The following is a 23,796-nucleotide window of genomic DNA, read 5'->3' on the forward strand; positions in this document are numbered from 1 at the left end:
TGGCGCGCATGTTCATGCGCGCCTTCTTTTTGTCCGCGGCCGTACTGGCGCTCGCCGCGCCGACGGCCGGCGCTGCGATCGCCGATCAGGTCGTCCCGGTCTACGACGCCGATGACGGCGTGACCGCGGGCCAGACGGCGCACGGGACGTTCCTGCGCTTCGGCCCGAAGGCGGCAAAGCTGTACCGCCGCTTCGCCGGGCACACGGTTCGCGTGGGCTGTGGCCGGCCGTCGGCCAAGGACGACGGCACCAGCGGCTTCACGGGGAGCACCGACGGGACGCAGGAGCTGTACGGCGACGGGTACCTGTCCGAAGATCGCCGGATGCCGCGGACGCGCGGCCGGGTCGGGCTCGGGTACGTCGGCGATCCTTACGACGTCTGCTTCATCGCGACCAAACGGCGCACGTCGGACGACATCTGCCTCCCGGTCAGCGCGCCGCCGTACGACGAAGACAGGTGCGTTCGTCTGCTGGTCGCCCTCACCCCGCAAGGGGTCGCCGACATCGACGAGCGCTCCCGCGTGATCGAGCTCGGCGAGCTGTTCGGCGCGCCGATCGACGAGGCGCAGAAGGAGTTCGGCGCGGACATCGTGGTGCTCGATTCGCCCGACGCCTCGCCGCCGGTCGGCAAGGTCGGCCTCTACGAAGTCGGGGCGAACACGGCCGCCGTCGCCATGCTGCGCGACGGGCGCCGGCTCTTCGTCCGCCAGGACGGCGAGGTCTACAGCACCAACGTAGGCCCGCTCAGCGGCGGCGAGGACGTGTTCTCACTGATCTGACCGCCGGCGCGTTGGAGGCGCATGCGCCTCTATGACTACGCCGCCTCCGGGAACTGCTTCAAGGTCCGCCTGCTGCTCGGCCTGCTCGGCCGCGAGTACGAGCGGGTCGCCGTGGACATCTTCGCCGGGGACACGCTGACCGACGCGTTCGGCGCGCTGAATCCGCTGCGGGAGACGCCCGTGCTCGAGCTTTCGGACGGGCGGCGGCTCACGCAGTCCAACGCGATCCTGTGGTTCCTGGGCGAGGGCACGCCGTTTCTGCCCGCCGATCCGTGGGAACGCGGGCTGGTCGCGTCGTGGCTGTCGTTCGAGCAGGAGCGGGTGATGGGCGGGATCGGCGGGCCGCGCTTCCGGGCGCTGACCGGTCGGCCGTTCGACGCGGGGCGGCTGGACACGGGGCGCGGCGCGCTCGCGCACCTCGACGATCACCTGCACGGGCGCGAGTGGGTGGTCGGGGGCGTGCCGTCGATCGCCGACCTCGGGCTGTTCCCGTACGTGAGCGTGGCGGGCGATGCCGGGCTCGAGCACCCGCCCGAGGTCGCCGCGTGGCTGGACCGGGTCCGCGCGCTGCCGGGGTTCGTGGACGACTTCGTCACGTATCCGGAGAACGCGCGGCCCGGCGTCGCCCGCTCGATCTACGACTCGATGAACTGATAGTCGAGCCGGATCCGGTCGTCGGCGTCGAGCACTAGGATCTGGAGGCCGGTCGCGGCGACGTCGCCGCCGGCCCGGGGGACCATCTCCCAGCGCAGCTTGACCATGTCGCGCAGCCGGGCGGCGTCGCCGGCGGGGCGGAAGACGAAGCCGCCGCGGGCGACGAACTCGTCGTGGGACTTGGTCACCCGCTCCTCGAGCGCGTCGTGGCCGCGGGCCTCGAGGTCGACGGCGACGCCGAGGGCACCGGCGGCGGTGCGGATCTCCTGCGGCGGCTGGAGGGTGTGGGAGGCGTCGTCGGTCCAGAGCCGCTCGACGGCGGCGCGGCGGCGGGTCGGGTCGGGCTCGTTCCAGACCGCGACGTAGCGGTCGGCGAGGATGGTGGCGTCGGTCATGCCTTCCATCGTCGAGGGCTGTGCAATTCCCTCGAGGGAATGGCGCGGAGGTGGAGACTGTGGGGTGTGAGCACCTTCGCGACCGAACTTCGCTCCTGGCGCACGCGGCGGCGGGTGAGCCAGCTCGAGCTGGCGCTTCGGGCGGGAACGACGCAGCGGCACGTCAGCTTCATCGAGGGTGGCCGGTCAGTGCCTGGGCGAGGGATGGTGGTGCGGCTCGCGGAGTCGCTCGACGTCCCGCTGCGTGAGCGCAACGCCTTGCTGCTGGCCGCCGGCTTCGCACCTGCCTACTCCGAGACGCCGTACGTGGAGCTGGAATCGGTGCGGGAGGCGCTCGGCTCCGTGCTGCGCGGTCACATGCCGTATCCGGCGGTGATCGTCGACCGGCACGGCGACCTGGTCGACGCCAACCCGGCATTCCACGCGATCGTGGCCGAGGGGGCCCCGGTGACGAACGTGCCGCGGCTGCTGCTCGGGCCGCTCGCGCCGCGGATCGTCAACTTCTCCGAGTGGGCGTGGCACGTGGTCGATCGCTTGCGCGAGAACGCGTTGCAGAACCCGGACGAGCGGCTGAGCGCCCTGGTCGAGGAGCTGACGATGCTCGCCGGTGAGCGGCCTCGCGCCACCACGCTGGGCTTCGCGGTGCCGTTGCGGCTGCGCTGCGGTGAGCACGAGCTGCAGCTGCTCACGACGCTCGCGCACTTCGGCACGGCGGTCGACGTCACCGTGGCGGAGCTGCGCCTCGAGGCCTTTCTCCCCGCAGACGCCGAGACGGCCGAGCAATTGCGTTCTCTAGCGTTGTCGGGATGAGCGAGACGCCGACGATCTACGAATGGGGTGGCGGGCGGGAGGCGTTCGAGCGCTGGCTCAACGTCTTCTACGACCTCGTCGAGGGCGAGCCGGCGCTGGCGCGGCTGTTCGGCGGGCGGGTGAGCGAGGAGCACCGCGCGCACGTCACCACCTGGTGGTGCGAGGTGATGGGCGGGCCGGCGACCTACACCACAGACAACGGCGGCTATGAGCACATGCTGGCCAAGCACCGTGGGCTGTCGATCACGCCCGAGTTGCGGCTGCGCTTCGTCACGCTGCTCTCCCAAGCGGCCGACGATGCGGGCCTCCCGGACGACCCGGAGTTCCGCGCCGCGCTGATGGGCTACGCGGAGTGGGGCTCGCGGCTGGCCGTCCACAACTCCCAGCCGGACGCCGCCGTCGCCGAGCACGCGCCGGTCCCGCGCTGGGGCTGGGGCGTCGCGCCGCCGTACGTCCCAGGGGCGTAGACGGGTCCGCCGTGGGTAGCCTCGGCTGGGTGCGGAGGTTCGCCCCGGCTCTTTACGCGCTCGCGGCCGCCGCGCTGGTCGCCGCGGTCGTCTTCGCGCTGACGCGTGACGACGACGCGAAGGTCAAGCCGGTGCGGCCGGGGCGTCCGCTGGTCGCGAAGGCGCCGCCCGCGCCGCCCGCGCCGCCCACTCCGCCGCCCGCCGGCACGGGCCTGGCGGTGGGGGTGACGGAGTTCAATGCGAACCTGATCGCCAGTCCTGAGGCCAAGGACGTGCCCGAGCCGTGGAACGCGGTGCGCGACAAGCTCGGCGCGATCAAGCCCGCGTACTTCCGGCTGGTGATCGATTGGGCTTCCATCCAGCCGACGGCCGAGACGCCCGCCAACCTGGACGCGCCCCAGGGCGGGTGCATGCGCGAGGTGGGGCCCTGCCTGGGGTGGGGTGGGGTGCGCGACCAGCTGCGCGCGCTGGCGTCGCGGCAGCGCGAGGGTGGGTGGACGGCGCTCGTCGTCTTCACCGGCACGCCGGAGTGGGCGGCGAGCGCGGCGGGTGGGTGCGAGCGCCCGCAGGCCGGACCGCGGTCGCGACCGCCGCGTGCGGACGCGCTTCCCGCCTACCAGCAGCTCGTCCGCGACGTGATCAAGGCGGCGGGGCAGGAGGGCGCCCGGCTGAGCTTCTTCAGCCCCTGGAACGAGCCCAACCACCCGGCGTTCATCAGCCCGCAGCGCGCGGCGTGCGACCCGTCGTCGCCGAGCACCGCGCCGGCCGCCTACGCCCAGATCGCCCAGGCGCTGCAACAGGCGCTGGACGCCGCTCCGGGCGAGCAGCAGCTCGTGCTGGGCGAGACCGCCGGGCTGATGAAGTCGACGCGCTACGTCACCTCGGTGCCCGAGTTCATCGCCGCGCTCCCGAAGGACCTGGTCTGCTCGACCACCGTCTGGTCGCAGCACGCCTACATCGGCGGCGATGACCCGGTGCAGGACGCCGACGCGGCCTTGAAGGCCTTCGGCTGCCCGCATCCGTTCACGTTCTGGATCACCGAGACCGGCGTCGGCCCGGCGCCCAAGGACCTCAGCGCGGGCGGGTCGATCGCCGACGCCGCGGCGGGCTGCTCCGCCCTGCACGACCAGCTGGTCCGCTGGGACGAAGACCCACGCGTCACGATCGCATTCCAGTACACGGTCCGCGAGGACGACAAGTTCCCCGTCGGCCTGGTCAGCACCGACATGACCACCGACCGCCCCGCCCTGAAGGAATGGACCGCGTGGGGCGGGAGCCGCAAGCCGGCCGACCCGCCCCCACCGTCCACCTGCGGAACCTAAACCCCACCTAAGGGGTCAGACCCCTTAGGTTCCCTTTAGGTATCCAAGCGCGGCGCAGAGCCAATCGACGTCGCGAACCGAACCTAAAGCGCGGCTAAGGGGCCAGGCCCCTTAGGTGGGGGTTAACTAGTTGACCTTTGCGGTGATGGTCTTTGTGATGGCGGTGCCGCCGGTGGGGCGCCAGGTGATCTTGACCGCGAGCTTGCCTTTGCGGGAGACCTTGAGCCGGAGGGACGCGGTGCCGGGTTTCTTCACGGTCGCCGACGCCTTGCCGACGGTCTTGGTGCCGGACTTGGCGGTGGCGGAGAGCTTGCCTTTGCCCGTGACCTTCACGGAGAGCTTGATGCCCGCGCGCCGCGTCGCCGCGAGCACCTTGACCGAGAGCGACGGCTTCGTCGTGTTCGTCTTGGTGGTCGGGTTCGTGGTCGTCGGGGTGGTGTTCGCCGCCGGGCGGGCCGCCGGGACGTCGGCGGGGCCCCAGTCGGGCTCGACGCCGTTGGGGATCACGACCGGCGGGGCGGGCGTCGCGCCGTCGAGCGTGCAGTCGCCGCCGAAGGCCGGGACCGCGGCGACGTGGATGCCGTCACCCGCGTGGTAGGCGATCGCGCCACCGTCCGGCGAGAACGTGGGCACGCCGAACGCGCCGCCCGCCGGGTTGCTGTAGCGGTAGCAGACGCGGATCTCGTCCGTGTTCGGATCGCCGTCCTTCCACGCGGTCGGGAAGGCCGGGACGTAGGAGACGGTCAGCGTCGAGTCGTTCTCACCCGACTGGTAGGCGAGCTTGCGCTTGTCGCGGGTGATGTCGCCGCCCGAGACGTGCGGGTTGTTCTCGGCCGTGTCCGACGTCCAGTTCATGACCATGTTGCCGTGGCCGTTGCCGCCGTCGGAGATGCGGTCCAGGATGATGTCGCGGTTCGGGAGGTGCGACGGGTTGGAGATCATCGTCATGTCGTTGTCGACCCATGACGGATGCCGCCAGCCGGAGTGGTAGCCGAGACCCGGCTCCTGCCACGAGGTCTGGCGGTCGGAGTACGAATAGCCGGTGCCGGCCTCGTTAATGGCGACGACGCAGGTGGGCGGGAAGCACCCCGGGTTCTGGCTCTGCGTCATGTAGTAGTACGTGTAGGCGACCTTCGTGCCGTCCGGGGAGATGGCGGGATCGAAGGGCCCGTAGAACGTCTTCGCCGGCGCGTCGCGGGTGTCGGAGACCGGGGTGTCGAAGTCGGCGAGAACGGTGCCGTCACGGGCGAGCTTGTTCAGCCGCACGCCCTTGAGCGCGATCATCGTGCCGTCGTCGGCCTGGGAGACGTCGCTGTAGCCGCCGGTCGTCGTGACCTGGTATTGCCGCGAACCGTCCGGAGTGGAGAGATAGACGTTGCCGTCGGTCTTGTTGACGTAGGCGATCGAGTCGGCGGACGCCATCGGGGCGGCGATCGCCGGCACGAGGAGGGCGGCGGAGAGCGCCGCCCAGGTCATGCGTTTCATACAGCTCCTGGGGAGAAGGAACGTTTGCGGCGCCAAGCATCGCCGCCGGCCGTTGCCGTCCCCTTGCCGAAAGGTTGCTCAGTAAACCGTGAGCTAGCCGGCCTGCGCCAGCAGCCACAGCGCCAGCGAGGTGAAGCCGACCATCACGCCCAGCATCCAATACTGCGAGCGCACGGCGAGCTTCGCGTCGCCGTACATCGTCAGAGCACGGTCGTGGGCGAGCATCAGCGCCGCGACATGGCCGACCACGACCACCGCGACCTGCACGTACCACGTGTCCTCCTGCGGGAAGATCGAGTAGTCGATCCCGGAGGTGACCGTGCCGAAGAGGTCCCAGCCCTGCCCGAAGGGGTCCGATGACAGGTAGATGATCGCCTGGCCCTCGAAGACGAGGAACGTCAGGTAGTGCGCGGCGACATAGACGGCGGCGATCGGCACCAAGGTGTGGATGAACCCGAACTCCAAGCGCGAGAACGACATCCCGCCGCCGACCGACCGCGCGCCCTCGATCCCGAGCCGATAGAAGCCCGCCACCAGTCCCACGCCCAGCAGCAGCCCGAACGTCGCGGCGATCTTCGACGCGGTCAGCGCCCCGATCCCGAGCCCGTCCAGCGCGTCGACGACGTCGGCCGACAGGTTCTTCCACAGCTGCCCCTGGGAGAGCCCGTCGAACGTGACCGTGCCGATCATCACCGTGACGAACGCGACCGTCCCCGCGGCCTTGTCCAGCCGCGGCAACCCGCCGAGCGGCCGGCGCACCCCGAGCGAGCCGTCGCGCACCTCCCAGATCCCCATCCGGGCGAACATGTCGAAGTAGACCGCGAACGCCTCGCCCCGCCGCGACCACGTCTCCACGCCCCAGTAGCACTGCGCGGCGAGCGTGAGGATCGTGTAGCCGAGCGCAGCGGTGACGAGCGTCGCCGGCGCCTCGCCCCACCCGGAGACGAGCTCGATCCACGTGAAGAACCACAGGCAGACGACCGCCGGCCAGCGTCCGAGCTTCTCGGGGTAGGGCCGATTCAACGATGGGAGCAGCCGCCCGATCGCCCGGAACGGGCTGAACGCGCGGTAGATCGGGCCGAGGATGATCGACGCGAACACCATCCCGACCCAGAAGGTGATGAGCAGGAACGTCGGCGCCCAGTTGTCCAGCGCGGTGCCGGACCCGAGGTAGCCGGCGAGGAGCGTGACGACGAGCAACCCCACGCCGATCGCGCCGCAGATGATCTGCGCCGGCAGCGAGACGATCGCCCGCCCGCCGTTGATCGGCCGCCAGTTGTCCTTCTCCAGCCGCGGCTGCGGCCAGAGCACGGCGAGCGCGAAAAAGGAGATCACGAGCACCGCCGCGGCCGCCCACGCGAACAGCCACTGCGGGATCGGGAGCTGCTGGCGCTGGACGAGGCCGTGCGCCTCGGCCGCCGCGGGCACGAGAAGAGCGGCGGCCCCGGCCGCCGCGAGCGCCGCGAAGACCCGCTTTCTCACAGCCCGGTCTTGACCGCGTTCTCGAACTGGTTCACGCCGATGGAGCCCTCGAGGCGGGCGGTGATGATGCCCTTGGCGTTGACGACGAAGAGCCACGGCTCACTGCGGAGGTTGAACTCCTTCAGCGGCGGCCGCAGGCCCTTGTTGATGTCGTTGTCGACGTAGACCTCCTGGTGGATGAAGTCCATCTTGTCGCCGTACTTGGACTTCATCTGCAGCTCCATGTCCGTCACCGGGCCGCACACCCGCGACTGGCACAGCTGCGGGGTCGAGAACAGCAGCGCGACCGGCTTCTTGCCCACCACGTCCGCGAAGTCCACGGCGTGCATGTCGCTCGGCGGGACCCGCGTGTCGATCTTCGAGACGTCGCCCTTGGCGGACGCCAGCGTGTCGGTGTGGACCTTGGGCGCCTTGTCGCCGACGCCCGGGATCGGATCATCGGCGACCGCGGACACGTTGATCTGACCGGTCGCGCCGGTCAGCGAGCCGTCGGCCTTCTTGGTCGTCGCCAGCACCGAGTACTTGCCGTTCTTGGCGAACTTCACGTCCGCGCCGTAAACGGCGACGAACGGGTCGGTCGTCGTCGCGGCCTGCTTGGAGCGATAGCGCGCGTCGGTGAGCAGGACGTCGGCCGGCGCGACGAACGGGCCCTCGGCCGGATCGGCCGGCGTGGGCGCGACGTAGACCGCGGTCGGGCCGTACACGGGCGTGCCGTCGTCGGCGATCATCCCGAACGCCATCCGGCTGTCACCGGGGCTGGTGAAGACGGAGCTGGCGAGCGCCAGCTGCGGTCCGGCGGCCATCTTGTCGGCGAGCTCCTGGAGCGTCGCGCCCTTGGCCGTCGGGAAATCGGCGACGGTGGGCGTCGAGGCCTTCTTGACGTTCTCGCGCACGCCGTTCTCGCTGGGGACGTTCTGCACGGCGTCGGACTTCGGCGTTGCCGAGTCCTTCGAACTTCCGCCGCAGGCGGCGACGAAGAGGGCCAGGAACGCAGTGAGAATGGTTGTGGCGCGCAGCATCAGCCGGGCAAGGGTAGTCGGCGCTCCGCGAATTCGACATGAATCACCTCGTCAGCGCGTCGACCAACGATCCGGCGTCAAAGGACTCGGTGTGACGGACGCCGTTGACGATGAACGCCGGGGTCGCGGCGATCCCCGCCGCACGCGCGCCTTCGGCGTCGCGCTCGACCCGCCCGGTGTACGCCCCGTCGATCAGCTCGGCGCGGAAGCGCTCGACGTCCAGGCCCAACCGACCCGCCACCTCGGCCAGGTCGTCGAACGAGAAGCGGCCGCCGTTGGCGTAGAGCGCGTCGTGCATCTCCCAGAACTTGCCCTGGGCGGCGGCCGCCTCGGAGGCCTCGGCGGCGCGCTGCGCGTCCGGGTGGACCTCATGCAGCGGCAGGTGGCGAAACGCGAACCGCAGCCGGCCGTCGAGCCGCTTGCGCACCCGCGCGACGATCGATTGCGAGGCGGAGCAGTACGGGCACTGGAAGTCGCCGTACATGATCAGCTCCAGCGGGGCGTCCGCCGGGCCGGAGACGTGGTCGTCTGAGTTCAGCGGGGGCACGGGCATGGCGTCGCCGGCGATCTTAGGAGTTCTTCGACGGGCTCTTAGACTCCCGCGCTCCGTGGGCGACCTCGAGCTCCTCTTCGCGCTGCTGTTCGCGGCCGTGCTGCTGGTCCGCGGCGCCGACCACGTCGGCGTGCCGTACCCGATCGTGCTCGTCCTCGCCGGGCTCGGCATCTCGTTCATCCCCGGCGTGAAGCCGATCGAGCTCGACGCGCACGTGGTGCTGCTGGTCTTCATCCCGCCGCTGCTGCTGTCGGCCGGCTGGTACTCGTCGCCGCGGGAGCTGCGCGCCGAGAGCCGCGCGCTGGGCCTGCTCGCACTCGCCCTCGTGCTGGTGACGACCGTGGTCGTCGCGGTCGCCTCGCACGAGCTGGTGGCCCAGCTGACCTGGCCGGCGGCGTTCATGCTGGGCGCCGTCGTCGCCCCGACGGATGCGGTCGCCGCCGTCGCCACGTTCGCCTCCGTGCGCGTGCCCGAGCGCGTCAAGCTGCTCGTCCAGGGCGAGTCGCTGATCAACGACGCGACCGGGCTGACCGCGTTTCGCGTTGCGGTGGGCGCGGCCGGCATCGAGGGCTTCCAGTCGGGCCACGCGCTGGGCGAGTTCGTGCTCGCGACCGCCGGCGGGACGCTCGTGGGCATCGGCGTCGCGTGGGTGATGCTGCGGCTGATCCGGCGGCAGCCCGACGTCACCGTCTCCGTCTTCCTGACGATCGCGGCGGCCTACGGGAGCTACATCATCGCCGAGGAGCTCCACGCCTCGGGCATCCTCGCCGCGGCGGTCGCGGGCCTGTACTCCGGCTGGCATCAGTCCGAGTTCTTCGACGCCGACACCCGCCTGACGGCCAGCGCCTTCTGGAGCATCATGGTCTTCGGGCTGGAGGCGCTGCTCTTCATCCTGCTCGGGCTGCAGCTGGACTCGATCCTCAACGACGTCGGGGACGGCACCGCGGGGACGCTGCTGGCCACCGGCGCGCTGCTGGCGGCGCTCGTGATCGCGGTCCGCGTCGTCTTCGCCCTGCTGCCGCTGGCGCCGGGACTCTCCCTGCGCGAACGCATCGTGGTCGGCTGGTGCGGGATGCGCGGCGCGATCTCGCTGGCCGCCGCGCTCTCGATCGACGAGACGATCGACGGCCGCGCGGAGGTCATCTTCCTCACGTTCGTCGTGATCCTGATCACGCTCCTCGGCCAGGGTCTGACGCTGCCGCCGCTGATCCGGGCACTGCGGCTCTCGACTCCGCGCGAGTGGTCACCTGAGGAGGCGATCGCGCGCCTGGAGGCGGCGCAGTCGGCGCTGGACCGCCTCGACGAGCTCGAGGACGAGGATCGGGTGGGAGACGAGCCGCTGCGGCGGCTGCGCGACCTCTACCGGGCCCGCTTCCGCCAGTGCATGGCGGTGATCGGCGGCGAGAAGGCACCCGACGCGCTGGCCGAGCAGCGGATGCGCTTCGGCGAGGTGCGGCGCGACCTGATCCAGGCCGAGCGCGCCGCGGTGCTCGGGCTGCGCAACGACGGCAAGGTCAGCCAGGACGTCCAGCGGCTGATCGAGCGCGACCTCGACCTCGAAGAGGCGCGCCTCAGATAGGGGCGTTGTTGAGCGAGCGCCAGAGGTACTCGCAGGCACGCGTCCGGTAGGGACGCCACGGCTCCGCGAGCTCGATCATCGCGTCCGGCTTGGGCACGACGTCGAGGCCGTATGCCCGCTTGAAGGCGTTCTTGATGCCCTGGTCGCCGGTGGCGAGGATGTCCTGCCGGTGCAGGGTGAACATCAGGAACATGTGCGCCGTCCACTCGCCGATGCCCTTGACGGCGACCAGGTCGCGCATGACCTCGTCGTCGGACTGCGCTTCGAGGTTGGTGAGCTGGAGCTCGCCGGCGAGGATGTGCTCAGCGAGTGAGCGCAGGGCGTTGACCTTGGCGTGCGAGAGGCCTGCCGCGGTGCGCATCGCGTCCGGGTCGTCGGCGAGCAGCTGCTCAGGCGTCGGTGGGTGGCCGCCGAAGCGCTCGATCAGCCGCCCGTAGATCGCCTGGGCGGCCTTGACCGAGAGCTGCTGGCCGGTGATCGCGCGCAGCAGCGCGCTATAGACGTCGGTGGGCCGGCTCCGTGACTCCTTCGGGAGCGGCCCGCCGAAATCCTTGATGAGCCCCGCCATGACGGGGTCCTTCGCGAGGTGTGAATCTGCGGCGTTCAAAGCCGCGCGGACACTACCCGTCGGCGTTGATGGCCCCGATCAGCTCGACCAGGACGCGCGCCGCGTCCTCGTTCTCCACCTGGCAGGTGCCGGCCGCATCGTGCCCGCCGCCGCCGTAGGTGAGCATCAGCGAGCCGACGTTCGTCTTCGAGCCGCGATCGAGGATCGACTTGCCCGTCGCGAACACCGTGTTCTGCTGGCGCAGGCCCCAGAGCACGTGGATCGAGATGTTGCACTGCGGGTACAGCGCGTAGAGCGTGAAGCGGTTCGTCGGGTGGATGACCTCCTCCTCGCGGAGGTCGAGGACGACGAGGTTGCCGTGCACGGTCGAGCAGCGGCGGATCTGCTCCTCGGCGGCTTCGGCGTGCGCGTTGTAGAGCTCGACGCGCTCGATGACGTGCGGGTTCTCGAAGACCTCGTCGATCGACATCGCGACGATCACGTCGATCAGCTGCATCATCAGCTGGTAGTTGGAGATCTCGAACTCGCGGAAACGACCGAGGCCGGTGCGCGGGTCCATGAGGAAGTTGAGCATCACCCAGCCGGTGGGGTGGCGGATCTCCTCGAGCGAGAACTGCGCGGCGTCGCCCTTGTCGACGGCGTCCATCAGCTCTTCGATGCCGGGGAAGGCCTCGGCGCCGCCGTAGTAGTCATAGACCACGCGCGCGGCGGACTGGGCGCCCGGCACGATGACGTGGTTCTCGCGCGGGCCGCCGACCCGCTGGGCCTCAGAGCTGTGGTGATCGAAGGAGATCGCCACGTCCGGGTTGTACGGCAGATTCGTCGTGACGTCGTTGGGGCCCATCTCGACCTTGCCGTCCTGGACGTCCTTCGGATGGACGAACAGGATGTCGTCGAGGATGCCGAGATGCTTGAGCAGGGCCGCGCACACGAGTCCGTCGAAATCCGACCGGGTGACGAGCCGGTAGCGCTCGGCGTGGGTGGAAGTCATAACTGGAGTCATCCCCCAGGGAGATCGGCCGCACGCCGGGAAAGTTCAGCCGCGGCTGCGGCGGGACTACGCGGAGACGTGGACCGCGGCGCCGTCGAGCGCGTTCAGCGCGCGTTCGACGGACATCGACACGCACGTGAACGTGGGGGTGTCGCGCTTGGTGAACAAGCTCGACTCGGTGGTGCGCAGGCGCTGGACGAGATCGAGGAAGACCGCGGGCTCGTCGCCCTCGAAGGCGACGACGAACTCCTGGTCGTCGAGCCCGAAGGAGTAGCTCGTGTTGAGGTCGATGCTCGGGTATTCCTTGCCCATGCGGATGTGCTCCTGCATGATCCGCCAGCGTTCCTTCGGATCGAGCCCGTACCACTCGCGGGTCTTCACGAAGGGGTAGACGAAGAGGTACTTGGAGTGCGCGGGGCGGACCTCGAGGCGCGACTCGTCGCTGTACTCCGACGGCTTGGTCATCGCCAGGAAGCTGTACGGCGTGTCGCACCAGGCCATCAGCCCGCTCTGGGCGAGGACCACGTGGAACTCGTGGATGCGCTCGAGGTTCTGCGCCTGACTGAGCAGCAGCAGATCGGCGTCACCTCGCGTACCCACCAACGAGAAAGCCCGCAAAAGCCGCTCTTGCGCGTAGTCCTCGCAGGCGGCGATGACCTCGCGCTTGTGGGCCTCGCGCTCGGCCGGATCCAGGCGTCGCCACGCGGGATCGACCTTCAGGAAGGTGTACTTGACGAAGTGTCGTTCAGGCATGTCTCGGGTCTTCAGCATAGGTGAAGAGCGGTTAGCCGTACCGGAGTCGTCGTTCGCGTTTCATAGGATCGCCGCATGCGGGTCGCCCTGGTTTCCCCGTACTCGTGGACATACCCCGGCGGAGTAACGCGCCACATCGAAGCCCTCGCGACCGAGTTGGATCGCTCTGGGCACGACGTGAAAGTGCTCGCGCCCTTCGATCCGGATCGCCGCCGGACGGCTCTGCTGCACCGTGGAGCGCGGCCTCAGGTGCGGGATCTGCCGGAGTGGCTGGTCCCCCTGGGCGGCACGATCGGCTGGCCGTCCAACGGCGCGGTGTCCAATCTCGCGGGGACGCCGTCGGGCGTCGCGACGCTCCGGCGCGAGCTGCGAGCGGGCGGTTTCGACGTCGTCCACGTTCATGAGCCGGTCGCGCCTGCCATCGGTTGGGACGCTCTGACGAGCGCCAACGCGCCACTTGTGGGCACGTTCCACTGCTATTCGGAATCGGTCGCGCCGCACAAGATCGCGGCGCTGCTCGGCGCCCGGCGCAAGCTGAACCACTTGAACGTCCGCGTCGCGGTGTCCGAGGCCGCGGCCTGGACCGGGCGGCGCTTCTACGGCGGCCGCTACCGGGTGATCCCCAACGGCGTCGTCATCCCCGACGGCGGCGTGCCGGCGCCGAAGGTCCGGCGCCCGGGCCAGCCGCTGCGGATCGCGTTCGTCGGCCAGGCCGTCGAGCGCAAGGGCCTGCCTGTGCTGCTGCGCGCCTTCGAGGCGCTGCGCCGCGAGGTGCCCGCCGAACTGATCGTGATCGGCTCCACCGCCGAGGAGCTCGCGCCGCTGCTGGTCGAGAGCGAGGGCGTGATCGCGCTCGGCCGCGTCGACGACGCGGCGAAGGAGCTCGCGCTGCGCTCGGCCGACCTCCTCTGCGCGCCGTCGCTCGGCGGCGAGTCCTTCGGGATGGTCCTGACCGAGGCGTTCGCCGCCGGCACGCCGGTCGTGGCGTCCGACATCGCCGGCTATCGCGACGTCGTCTCCCACGGGCACGACGGGCTGCTGGTCCCGCGCGCGGACGCGACGGAGCTGGCCGAGACGCTGCGCGATCTCGCCCTTGACCCGCGCCGCGTCGCCGCCATGGCGGTCAACGCCCGCGAGAGCGCCGAGCGCTACACGTGGCCGCGGATCGCCGAGCAGCTCGTGTCCGCCTACGAGGACGCGCAGGTCGTGCCCAAGCCGGAGACGGCGGGAGAGCGCGCGGCGGTCAAGATCGGCCTCAAGCCGGCCGACGGGCTGGAGCGCATCCCCGCGCGGCGGCTGCCGTCGCTGGAGCCGATGCCGTCCGGCGGCCGCGGGCGGTTCGTGCGCCGCGGGCTGCTCGCCGGCGCAGCACTGACCACCGTCGCCGGCTCCTACCTGGCGGTCCAGCACATCGGGCTGCAACGGATCGGGGACGCGCTGGTGCGCTCGAGCCCCGCGTGGGTGCTGGTCGCGTTGGCTTTGATGTGCGCCTCGATGCTGCTGCGCGCCGTCTCCTGGCACGCGATCCTGAAGGCGGCGATGCCCGACGCGCGGCCGCGGATGGTCGACGCCGTCCAGGGCATCACGATCGGCGTGCTGATGTCGGCCACGCTCCCGGCGCGCCTGGGTGAGCCCTCGCGCGCGCTCGTCGTCGCCCGGCGCCTGGGCCGTGCGCGCGACCGGTTGCCGGTCGTCCTCGGCACGCTGGTCTCACAGACCCTGATCAACGTCCTCGCCCTGGTGATCCTCGGCGCGGTGATGTTCACCACGATCGGCCTCTTCGCGGGTCGCCAGCAGGCGCTGCTCTGGTACGGCCTGGCGCCGTTCGGGGTCCTGTGCCTGGTGCTCGTCGCGCCGGCGCTGATCCGCAGTGGCTTGCCGTCACGCTCCGCGCGGGTGGCCAAGTGGGTCGCCCAGGGGCGCGAAGCGACCTCGCGCGTGCGCTCCGGCCTGACCGTGTTCACGCGTCCGCGTGAGGGCGCCGTCGCGATCTCGATGCAGCTCGCGGCATGGGCGCTGCAGTGGGTCTCCTGCTACGTGCTGCTCGTCGCGCTCGGGCTCGAGCACAAGGCCGATCTGGGCGCCGCGGCCGCGATCCTCTTCGCGGTCAACGTCACCGCCGTCCTCCCGGTCACCCCGTCGAACCTCGGTGTGTTCCAGGCCGCCTGCATGGCCGTGCTGGTCGGCGCGTACGGCGTCTCGCCGGCGCAGGCGCTCGGCTACGGGATCATCCTGCAGGCCGTCGAGGTCGCGACCGCCGTGATCATGGGCGGGCCCGCGCTGCTCAAGGAAGGCCTGTCGTGGCGCGAGGTGCGCCTGCGCGCCCTGCACAGCGCACCGGTCTCGCTCAGTTCGCGCCAGCCCGCGGAGGCCGACGTCTAGAGCTGCTCCGCGTGTTCGCGGGCTTCGGCGTAGAGGCGGGCGAAGTCGGCGGGCTTGTAGTGGGCGTTGAGGCCGCTCGGGTTGGGGAGGATCCAGACCGGCCGCCCGCCGAGCGTCGATTCCTGGAGGCCGAGCGTGGCCTTCGGGCGCGCCAACGCCGTGCGATAGGCGGTCAGGCCGAGGAAGGCGACCAGGCGGGGCTGCACCTCCGCGACGAGGCGCTCGAGGTCGGCTGCGCCCTCGCGCAGTTCTTCGTTGGAGAGCTCCGCGGCCGCGCGGGTCGGGCGGGCGGCGATGTTCGTTATGCCGACGCCGTAGCGCGGCAGCGTCGCATCCTCCTCCGGCGCCAGCCGGCGCGGGGTGAACCCGGCGGCGTGCAGCGCCGGATAGAAGCGGTTGCCGGGGCGGGCGAAGTTGTGGCCCACCTCCGCCGAGCGCAGTGACGGGTTGATGCCGACGAACAGGACCTTCAGGTCCGGGCCGACGATCGGTTCCAGCGCGGGCACGTCCCTTAGGATGCCCGGCGATGCACGTCGAGCCGTTCGTGATCGATGTCGAGGAACCGGTGCTCTACGACCTGCGCGCGCGGCTGGAGCACACCCGCTGGCCTGGCCCGGCGCCCGGCGCGCCGTGGGCGCAGGGCACCGATCTCGCGTGGCTGAAGTCGCTCGCGGCCTATTGGGAAGACGGCTTCGATTGGCGGGCGCGCGAGCGGGCGCTAAACGCCTGGCCGCAGTTCGTCGCCGACGTGGACGGCGTTCGCGTCCACTTCGTGCACGTCCGGCGGGGCGGGCTCCCGCTGATCCTCACCCACGGCTGGCCGAGCGCGTTCACCGAGCTGCTGGGGCTGATCGACCGGCTGCCGGCGTTCGACCTCGTGATCCCGTCGCTGCCCGGCTATGGGTTCTCCTCGCGCCCGCCGGTCTGCACCACCCGCGACGTCGCCTCGCTCTGGCACACGCTGATGCAGGGTCTCGGCTACGAGCGCTACGGCGCCGGCGGCGGGGACTGGGGTGCGGCGGTCACGACCTACATGGCGCTCGAGGCACCGGAGCGGCTGCTCGGCATCCACCTCTCCAACCTGGACAACGCGCCGACGCCGACGACGCCCCTTACCGCCGCCGAGCAGGCGTTCGTGGCCGCGACCGAGCACTGGGACGCGACCGAGCGCGGCTACAGCTTCGAGCAGGGCACGAAGCCCCAGACCCTCGCCTACGGCCTCACCGACTCGCCGGTCGCGCTCGCGGCCTGGCTCCTCGAGAAGTGGCGCAGCTGGGCCGACACCGGCGGCGACCTCGCCCGCTTCGACCGCGACTTCCTGCTCGAGCTGGTGACGCTCTACTGGGTCACGAACACGATCGCCACCGCGAACCGCGACTACTTCGACAACCGCGCCGCCGGCACCGCGCTGCTCGGCCCCGACGACTTCGTGACCGTCCCGACCGCGATCGCCAACTTCCACTCGAACTTCGTCTCCGAAGGCTGCCTGCCGCGCGAGTGGGCCGAGCGGATCTACAACGTCCAGAGTTTCAGGAACCTGCGCCACGGCGGCCACTTCGCGGCCGCCGAGGAACCGGCGCTGCTCGCCGCCGACATCTCAGCGTTCTTCGCGCCTTAGAGCGAACACGGCGAGCGGGAGCAGGAGCAGTCGGCGCACGCAGCGAGTCTATTTCGCTGAGCGTGCGCCGAACACTCCGACGATTGGCTAGCCGGTGACGCCGGCGGGGGTGGCGCTGTCGAGCGTCTCCGCGTCCGCGAAGCGCGAAGGGTCGCGCGGCGTGCCGCGGATCACGTCGTCCGGGGAGCCGTCGGGCAGCAGGCGGCCGTTGCGCATGCCGTAGTAGCCGGCCTGCGGGTGGTGGCAGATCAGGGCGAGGGTGGACTGCTCCGGGATCGGCGCGTAGCCGTCGGAGATCTCCATGCCGATCTGGGAGATGTTCAGCAGGCGCTCGACCTTGAGGTGCTCGGACTGGTCGGGCACGGCCGGGTAGCCCCAGGAGTAGCGGCGGCCCTGGGTGACCGGGATGCCGAGGTCGTTGCGGACGCGCCAGTGCAGCCACTCGGCGAGGCCCTCGGCGGTCTGGACGCCGAGGCCGTGGACGAAGAGCTGCTCGGCGAACTCGCCCTCCTGCTCCAGGCGGGCCATGATCTCGGTGACCTCGGAGCCGACCGTGACCGTCTGCAGCGCGACGACGTCGAGCTTGCCGGAGTCCTTCGGCTGGTAGAAGTCGGCGAGGCAGAGGCGGTCGCCCTTGGGCTGGCGCGGGCAGGTGAAGCGCTCGATCACCGTCGAACGGTCTTCCGGGTCGAGCACGACGATGTCGTTGCCCTCGCTGTAACAGGGGAAGTAGCCCAGGAGCGCGCGGGGGTGCAGGTAGTCGGACTCGGCCCACATCCGCTCCAGCCGCGGGCGGAAGTCGTCTTCGAGCAGCTTGCGCCACTCCTCGCCCTTCACGCCGCGCCCGCCCCAGTGCAGCTTGAACAGCACGTGGGTGTCGAGGTGGGTGTAGAGCTCGTCGCGGTCGACCTCGATCTCGCGCACGCCCCAGAAGGGCGGCTCGGGGATCTCGACGTCGGTGCGGACGGGGGAGCGGACGGTGTCGTCGGTCGTGTCGAGGACCTCTTCCTCCTCGCCCACCTCGCGCAGGCGGGTGGCGGCCTCGCGGACCTCCTTGACGATCTCCGCGCGGCGCTCGGGCTCGATCAGGCGGTCCATCACGGCCAGGCCCTCGAAGGCGTCCTTGCAGTAGAAGACGCCCGGGTCGTACTGGACGTCGGACTCCTTGCCCTCCGGGTACAGCGTCCGCAGCGCGAACTTGCGGTTGATCGCGGCGCCGCCGAGCAGCACCGGGAACTCGAGGTTCTGTGAGTGCAGCTCCTGGACGGCGAGCGGCATCTGCTTGGACGTGCTGACGAGCAGCGCGCTCAGCCCGATGGCGGTCGCGTCGTGCTCCTTGGCGGCGTCGAGGATCGTCGAGATCGGCACCTGCTTGCCGAGGTCGACGACCGTGTAGCCGTTGTTGGTCAGGATCGTGTTGACCAGCGACTTGCCGATGTCGTGCACGTCGCCGAACACGGTCGCCAGCACGACGGTGCCCTTGGTGTAGCCCTCGAGCTTGTCGAGGTACTGCTCGAGCTGGGCCACGGCGCGCTTCATGACCTCGGCGCTCTGGAGCACGAACGGGAGGATCAGCTCGCCGGCGCCGAACTTGTCGCCGACCTCCTTCATGGCGGGCAGGAGCACCGTGTTCAAGGTCGGAACGGCGCCGATCTTCTCGACCGCGGCGTCGATCTGCGCCTCGACGCCCTCGCGCTTGCGGCGCAGGATGTGCCAGTGCAGCGCCTCTTCGGGCTCCATGCCGGCCGTCGGGTCGGCGGCCTCGGCCTCGGCCTCCGGGCCCTTGGCCTCGAAGTGCTGGATGAAGATCTCCAGCGCGTCGTCGCGGCGGTTGAAGACCAGGTCGTCGGCGAGCTTGCGCTCCTCCTCGGAGATCTCGCCGTAGGGCGTGATGTGGTTCGGGTTGACCATCGCGAGGTCCAGCCCCGCCTGCACACAGTGGTGCAGGAAGACGGAGTTCAGGACGCTGCGCGCGGGCAGGCCGATGCCGAAGGAGACGTTGGAGACGCCCAGGGATGTCTTGACGCCCGGCAGCTCCTGCTTGATCAGCCGGATGCCCTCGATCGTCTCGACCGCCGACGGCTTCCACTCCTCGTCTCCGGTGGTGAGCGTGAAGGTGAGCGCGTCGAAGATCAGCAGCTCGGGGTCCATCCCGTGCTGCTTGCAGACGAGATCGACGATCCGCGTGGCGACCTCGAGCTTGCGCTCGCGGGTCTTGGCCATGCCGACCTCGTCGATCGTCAGCGCGATCAGCGCGGCGCCGTGCGCCATCGCGATCGGGACGACCGTGTTGAGCTTGTCCTCGCCCGCCTCGAGGTTGACCGAGTTGACGATCGCGCGGCCCGGGATCTGGTCCAGCGCGGTGGCGATGACGTCGGGCTCGGTCGAGTCGACCTGGATCGGCGCGGGCTGGGTGAGCGAGACCTTCTTGGCCACGCGCCGCATCTGCTCGTCCTCGTCGGAGCGCTCGGTCAGCGCGACGCAGAGGTCGAGCACGTGCGCCCCGCCCTCGACCTGGTCCTCGGCGACCTGCAACAGGCCGTCGTAGTCGTCGGCGAGCAGCAGCTCCTTGGCCTTGCGCGAGCCCTGCGAGTTGACGCGCTCGCCCACGATCGTGGGCGCCGGCTCCTGCACGAGCGGGGCGGCGGCGATCATCGAGGACACGTGCGGCGGGCGTGGGGCGGGGCGGGCGCCGATCTCGTGGGCGCCGCAGCGCTCCTTGATCGCGCGGATGTGCTCCGGCGTGGTGCCGCAGCAGCCGCCGACGATGCCGACGCCGTAGCGCTCGACGAACTCGCCTAGCGCCTCGGCGAGCGGGCCCGGCTCCTCCGGGAAGACCGTCTCGCCGTCCGGCCCCTGGTGCGGGATGCCGGCGTTCGGGATGCAGTGCACCGGCAGCGGCGAGTACTCGCCGAGGAAGCGGATCGCGTCGCGCATGTCCTCGGGGCCGGTGGAGCAGTTGAGGCCGATGACGTCGACCTTTAGCGCCTCGAGCGTCGCGAGCGCGGCGCTGACGTCCGTGCCCAGCAGCATCTTGCCGCCGTTGGGCAGCAGGGAGATGGAGGCCTGGATCGGCACGCTGCGGCCGACCTGCTTGAACGCTTCGCGCATGCCGAAGATCGCGGCCTTGACCTCGAGGATGTCCTGCGCGGTCTCGACGATCAGGAGGTCGACGCCGCCCTCGAGCAGGCCCTGGGACTGCTCGCGGAAGACCTCGACGAGCTCACGGAAGCGGATCTGGCCGAGCGACGGGTCCTCGGACGCGGGGAGGAAGCCGGTCGGGCCGATCGAGCCCGCGACGAACCGGTGCTCGCCGACCGCCTTGCGGGCGATCTCGGCGGCCTTGCGGTTGATCTCGAGCGTGTGCTGTGCCAGGCCCCACTCGTCGAGCTTGAGGCGGGAAGCCTGGAACGTGTCGGTCTCGACGACCTCCGCTCCGGCCTCGACCATCGACTCGTGCACGCCCTGGATGACGTCCGGACGGTTGAGCACCAGCGCCTCATGGCAGCGGCCGGGCAGCTTGTAGTCGCGCTCGAGGGATAGGTCGAACTGCTCGAGCGTCGCGCCCATGCCGCCGTCGAAGACGACGACGCGGTCACGTGTGGCGGCAAGGAAGTCGCGCATTACCGACATAGGCTAGCGCAACCTTGACACAAGTTTGGCAAGGTTGGCCGATGTTCGCGCGCTGACGCGGCTTGGGGAGCCAATTTGGGGCCGGGCGAGATGCAACGGAATCCCGCCTGTCGACCGCGGTTAGCGTTGTGCTCGGTCGAGTTTGCGGAGGGAACGAGGGACGTGGAGCGCAGGCCGCATGCGACGGCCTCGCTCCCGTGCCCTCAGCCTGAATCCACCGATCCCCGCGGCGCCTCGCCGCCGTCGGCACCGCCCCTGACCGATCGGCCGGAACCCGAAGGGATCACCCTGCGGGTGCCCGGCCGATCGGCCATGGACGCGGCCCACGACGCCGAGTCATCCACGGATCATCGGCGGATTCAAGCTCAGTCGACGTCGCGTCGCTGGAGCGCCGCCAGACCGGCGGCGCCCAGCGCCACGGCGATCGCCGCGAGCGCGAGCGGCGCGGCGGTGACGCTCCCGCCCGGCAGCTGCGGCGAGTGCGCGAACGGAGAGAGGTCGACGACGGCCTTGGAGAGCTTGAGCACCGGGCCGAGCTCCGCGAGCGCGAGGCAGAGGGCGAGCGCGGCCCAGCTGGCGGCGGACGCCCGCGGGGCGATCCCGAAGAGCGCGAGCGCCACGCCCGCGAGCACCCACGCGGCCGGAACCTGCGCCAGCGCGGCGCCCAGCACGCGCGGGAACTGTCCGACGTCCCCTGTCTGGGCGGCGTGGGCGAGGCCGGCGGTCAGACCGGCGGCCGCGAGCAGGACCGCGGTGCCGGCGAGCGCGATCACCGTGTGACTGAGCGCCCAGCGGGTGCGCGAGACGGACGTCGCGAGCAACGGCTCCGCGCGCCCGCCGCTCTCCTCGCTCGAGAGTCGCAGGACGGCCTGGATCGCGTAGCCGGCGGCGATCAGGGCGAGGACGCCGAGCGTGGCGGCGAGGTAGGCGTCGGCGAGCGAGCGTTCGCCGCCGAGGCGCTTGATCGCATCGCGGACCTCCGGGCTGTCGCCGATCACGTCGCCGATGTCCTTGGCGATGCTCCCGAACGCCGCGCCGAGGATTGCGAACCCGGCGGTCCAGGCGGCGAGCGCGCCGCGCTGGAGACGCCAGGCCAGCTGGAGCGGGGTCGCGAGCGCGCCGCGCGCGGGACCGGGGCGCGGCGGGACGATGCCGGCGCCGAGGTCGCGCCGGATCGCGAGGTGCGCGGCGGCGACGGCGGCCGCCGCCGCGAGGGCGAGCAGCGCGAGCAGCAGCCACCAGCGCTCGTGGCCGAACGGGCGGATCGCCTGGCCCCAGCCCAGCGGGGAGAACCACGCGACGGCGTGCGGACCCGCGTCACCCACCGCGCGTAGTGCGAAGGACGCGCCGAGCACCCCGACCGCGAGCCCGTTCGCGCCGCGACCGGTTTGTGCGACCTGCGCCGCGATCGCGCCGACGCCCGCGAACACCAGCCCGATCGCCGCGAACGACGCGCCGAGGGCGGCGGCGCCGCTCAGCGCGAGCCCGTTGGCGACGACCGCCAGCGTGACGATCAGTCCGAGCGCGAGGCTCGCGGACGCCGCGGTGATCAGCGCGGCGGCCAGCGGCGCATGGCGACCGACGACGCCCGCCCCGACGAGCTCCGCCCGCCCGGTCTCCTCCTCCGCGCGCGTGTGCCGGACGACGATCAGGATGCTCATCAGCCCCGCGAGCGCGAGCGCGATCCCGCCGAGGCGCCACGCGACGAGCCCGCCGACGCTGTCGGCGTAGATGCGCCCGTAGAGCGCGAGCGTCGCCGGTGTGGTGCCGAGCGTCTGGACGACCTCGCGCCGCGAGGACTCCGTGGCGTAGAGCGACGAGTAGGACGAGGCGGTGACCGCGACCGCGGCCCCGAGCCCGAGCACCCACGCGGGGATCATGACCCGGTCGCGCCGGAGCGCGAGGCCGACGAGGATGCGCGTGCCGGTGAGCGCGGTCACGGCACGGGTTCCTTCCCGGCCTGTTCGGGGGTCTCGTAGTGGCGCAGGAACAGTTCTTCGAGCGTCGGCGGGCGACTCACGAGCGACTTGACGCCCACGCGCACGAGCTTCTCGAGCGTCGCCTGCAGCTCGCCCGGCGAGACCTGCTCGACGACGTGCTCGCCGTCGGCGGTCTCGGCCTCGATCGTGATCTGGGTCAGGTGGCGCAGGCTCGCGAGCGTGCCGGTCTCGACCGTGCGGCCGGAGCGGATGATCGTCACGCGGTCGCACAGGGCTTCGACCTCGGAGAGGATGTGGCTGGAGAGCAGCACGGTGCGGCCGCGGCGGCGCTCGTCGGCCACGCACGCGCGGAAGACCTCCTCCATCAACGGGTCCAGGCCCGAGGTCGGCTCGTCGAGGATCAGCAGCTCGACGTCGGAGGCCAGCGCGGCGACGAGCGCGACCTTCTGGCGGTTGCCCTTGGAGTAGGCGCGGCCCTTCTTGGTCGGGTCGAGCTCGAAGCGCTCCAGCAGCTCCGCCCGCCGCGTCTCGTCCAAGCCGCCGCGAAGGCGTGCCAGGAGGTCGATCGTCTCGCCGCCGCTGAGGTTCGGCCACAGCGTGACGTCCCCCGGCACATAGGCGAGGCGGCGGTGGAGCGCCGTCGCCTCGCTCCACGGATCGCCGCCGAGCAGAACCGCGCTGCCGCTGTCGGCGCGCAACAGACCGAGCAGCACGCGGATCGTGGTCGACTTGCCCGCCCCGTTGGGCCCGAGAAAGCCATGCACCTCGCCCTCGGCGACCTCCAGGTCCAGCCTGTCCAGCGCGCGCGTCGAACCGAAGGTCTTGACGAGGCCGGAGACGGAGATCGCGGACACGGTTCACAACCTACACGAAAACGTGAAAGTTCTGAAGCTTGTAAAGTCTGTGAGGTGACCGAGGAGGTCTCTCGTTTCGTCGAGCGCTTCGCGTCCGTGCTGGTGGACGCGGGCATGCCGCGCATGCCCTCGCGCGTGTTCGCGCTGCTGCTCGCCACCGACAGCGGCCGGCTCACCTCGGTGGAGCTCGCCGAGCGTCTCCAGGTCAGCCCCGCCGCGATCTCGGGTGCGGTCCGCTACCTGACGCAGGTCAGCCTGATCAGCCGCGAGCGCGAGCCCGGCTCGCGCAAGGACGTCTATCGGCTCCACGACGACCAGTGGTACGAGGCGATCGTCCGCCGCGAGCCGTTGCTCACCCGCTGGGAGCGCGCGGTTCTCGACGGCATCGACGCGGTCGGCCCCGACACGCCCGCCGGGCGGCGTCTGCGCGACACGGCGTCGTTCTTCGAGTTCCTCGCGATCGAGATGCCCGCCCTGCTGACACGCTGGCGCGAGCAGCGTTCTCCTTGAAC

At 70.9% G+C, this 23,796-nt stretch carries 21 protein-coding genes; 9 read left to right on the plus strand and 12 right to left on the minus strand.

Translation table 11 applies throughout. The features are described from left to right. Positions 1-8 precede the first annotated feature (8 nt). Together OM076_RS20900 and OM076_RS20905 are read left to right on the plus strand one after the other, a co-directional pair. Positions 9-779: a hypothetical protein gene (locus OM076_RS20900; RefSeq protein WP_270041997.1), complete on the plus strand. Its 771-nt coding sequence runs from the start codon at positions 9-11 to the stop codon at positions 777-779. A gap of 21 nt (positions 780-800) precedes the next feature. Next, on the plus strand, positions 801-1,433 hold the full coding sequence (locus tag OM076_RS20905; protein ID WP_270041998.1) for a glutathione S-transferase family protein: 633 nt from the start codon (positions 801-803) through the stop codon (positions 1,431-1,433). Here the strand turns inward: OM076_RS20905 and OM076_RS20910 are convergent. Next, positions 1,415-1,828: a hypothetical protein gene (locus tag OM076_RS20910; RefSeq protein WP_270041999.1), complete on the minus strand. Its 414-nt coding sequence runs from the start codon at positions 1,826-1,828 to the stop codon at positions 1,415-1,417. The two genes, OM076_RS20905 and OM076_RS20910, sit on opposite strands and share 19 nt — an antisense overlap. 66 nt (positions 1,829-1,894) lie before the next feature. Between OM076_RS20910 and OM076_RS20915 the strand changes: the two genes are divergently transcribed. Genes OM076_RS20915 through OM076_RS20925 form a run of 3 tightly spaced genes read left to right on the plus strand, consistent with a single transcriptional unit; the run spans position 1,895 to position 4,427 of the window. Further along, a complete protein-coding gene (locus OM076_RS20915; RefSeq protein WP_270042000.1) occupies positions 1,895-2,638 on the plus strand; it encodes a helix-turn-helix domain-containing protein in 744 nt (247 codons plus the stop codon). After that, positions 2,635-3,105, plus strand: a complete 471-nt coding sequence (locus OM076_RS20920) for a group II truncated hemoglobin (protein ID WP_270042001.1) — start codon at positions 2,635-2,637, stop codon at positions 3,103-3,105. The genes OM076_RS20915 and OM076_RS20920 overlap by 4 nt, the downstream gene beginning before the upstream one ends. A gap of 29 nt (positions 3,106-3,134) precedes the next feature. Beyond that, the gene (locus OM076_RS20925; RefSeq protein ID WP_270042002.1) at positions 3,135-4,427 is read left to right on the plus strand and encodes a hypothetical protein; all 1,293 of its coding nucleotides are present in this window, start codon (positions 3,135-3,137) and stop codon (positions 4,425-4,427) included. Positions 4,428-4,553: 126 nt separating this feature from the next. Here OM076_RS20925 and OM076_RS20930 read toward each other — a convergent pair whose 3' ends face one another. The 4 genes from OM076_RS20930 to OM076_RS20945 form a co-directional block, all read right to left on the minus strand. Further along, positions 4,554-5,912 carry a hypothetical protein gene (locus OM076_RS20930; RefSeq protein ID WP_270042003.1) on the minus strand — a complete coding sequence of 453 codons (1,359 nt, stop codon included), beginning with the start codon at positions 5,910-5,912 and terminating at the stop codon, positions 4,554-4,556. 93 nt (positions 5,913-6,005) lie between these two features. Then, on the minus strand, positions 6,006-7,394 hold the full coding sequence (locus OM076_RS20935; RefSeq protein ID WP_270042004.1) for a fenitrothion hydrolase: 1,389 nt from the start codon (positions 7,392-7,394) through the stop codon (positions 6,006-6,008). Next, on the minus strand, positions 7,391-8,413 hold the full coding sequence (locus OM076_RS20940) for a hypothetical protein (protein ID WP_270042005.1): 1,023 nt from the start codon (positions 8,411-8,413) through the stop codon (positions 7,391-7,393). The genes OM076_RS20935 and OM076_RS20940 overlap by 4 nt, the downstream gene beginning before the upstream one ends. Before the next feature lie 43 nt (positions 8,414-8,456). Further along, positions 8,457-8,966, minus strand: a complete 510-nt coding sequence (locus OM076_RS20945) for a DsbA family protein (protein ID WP_270042006.1) — start codon at positions 8,964-8,966, stop codon at positions 8,457-8,459. Between the two features lie 55 nt (positions 8,967-9,021). Here OM076_RS20945 and OM076_RS20950 point away from each other — a divergent pair, with 55 nt between their 5' ends. Beyond that, the gene (locus OM076_RS20950) at positions 9,022-10,545 is read left to right on the plus strand and encodes a Na+/H+ antiporter (RefSeq protein ID WP_270042007.1); all 1,524 of its coding nucleotides are present in this window, start codon (positions 9,022-9,024) and stop codon (positions 10,543-10,545) included. Here the strand turns inward: OM076_RS20950 and OM076_RS20955 are convergent. From OM076_RS20955 to OM076_RS20965, 3 genes are all read right to left on the minus strand, one after another. Further along, positions 10,538-11,113, minus strand: a complete 576-nt coding sequence (locus tag OM076_RS20955; protein ID WP_270042008.1) for a DNA-3-methyladenine glycosylase family protein — start codon at positions 11,111-11,113, stop codon at positions 10,538-10,540. The two genes, OM076_RS20950 and OM076_RS20955, sit on opposite strands and share 8 nt — an antisense overlap. A 52-nt stretch (positions 11,114-11,165) precedes the next feature. Beyond that, positions 11,166-12,104, minus strand: a complete 939-nt coding sequence (locus OM076_RS20960; protein ID WP_270042009.1) for an exopolyphosphatase — start codon at positions 12,102-12,104, stop codon at positions 11,166-11,168. Positions 12,105-12,170: 66 nt separating this feature from the next. Beyond that, the gene (locus OM076_RS20965; RefSeq protein WP_270042010.1) at positions 12,171-12,857 is read right to left on the minus strand and encodes a chlorite dismutase family protein; all 687 of its coding nucleotides are present in this window, start codon (positions 12,855-12,857) and stop codon (positions 12,171-12,173) included. A 75-nt stretch (positions 12,858-12,932) separates the two neighbouring features. Here OM076_RS20965 and OM076_RS20970 point away from each other — a divergent pair, with 75 nt between their 5' ends. Next, positions 12,933-15,239, plus strand: coding sequence for a flippase-like domain-containing protein (locus OM076_RS20970; RefSeq protein WP_270042011.1), 2,307 nt, complete (start codon positions 12,933-12,935; stop codon positions 15,237-15,239). Here OM076_RS20970 and mug read toward each other — a convergent pair. Further along, positions 15,236-15,745, minus strand: coding sequence for a G/U mismatch-specific DNA glycosylase (mug, locus tag OM076_RS20975; protein WP_270042012.1), 510 nt, complete (start codon positions 15,743-15,745; stop codon positions 15,236-15,238). The genes OM076_RS20970 and mug overlap by 4 nt on opposite strands. A gap of 20 nt (positions 15,746-15,765) precedes the next feature. Between mug and OM076_RS20980 the strand changes: the two genes are divergently transcribed. Continuing rightward, positions 15,766-16,857 carry an epoxide hydrolase family protein gene (locus tag OM076_RS20980; protein WP_270042013.1) on the plus strand — a complete coding sequence of 364 codons (1,092 nt, stop codon included), beginning with the start codon at positions 15,766-15,768 and terminating at the stop codon, positions 16,855-16,857. Positions 16,858-16,944: 87 nt separating this feature from the next. Here OM076_RS20980 and OM076_RS20985 read toward each other — a convergent pair whose 3' ends face one another. From OM076_RS20985 to OM076_RS20995, 3 genes are all read right to left on the minus strand, one after another. Then, entirely contained in the window at positions 16,945-20,481 is a 3,537-nt protein-coding gene (locus OM076_RS20985; protein WP_270042014.1) for a methionine synthase, read from the minus strand. A gap of 374 nt (positions 20,482-20,855) precedes the next feature. Continuing rightward, positions 20,856-22,430, minus strand: coding sequence for an ABC transporter permease (locus OM076_RS20990; RefSeq protein WP_270042015.1), 1,575 nt, complete (start codon positions 22,428-22,430; stop codon positions 20,856-20,858). Continuing rightward, on the minus strand, positions 22,427-23,284 hold the full coding sequence (locus OM076_RS20995) for an ABC transporter ATP-binding protein (protein ID WP_270042016.1): 858 nt from the start codon (positions 23,282-23,284) through the stop codon (positions 22,427-22,429). The genes OM076_RS20990 and OM076_RS20995 overlap by 4 nt, the downstream gene beginning before the upstream one ends. A gap of 54 nt (positions 23,285-23,338) precedes the next feature. Between OM076_RS20995 and OM076_RS21000 the strand changes: the two genes are divergently transcribed. Beyond that, the gene (locus tag OM076_RS21000) at positions 23,339-23,794 is read left to right on the plus strand and encodes a GbsR/MarR family transcriptional regulator (RefSeq protein ID WP_270042017.1); all 456 of its coding nucleotides are present in this window, start codon (positions 23,339-23,341) and stop codon (positions 23,792-23,794) included. The last annotated feature ends 2 nt before the right edge of the window (positions 23,795-23,796 follow it).

Source organism: Solirubrobacter ginsenosidimutans, from assembly GCF_027587205.1.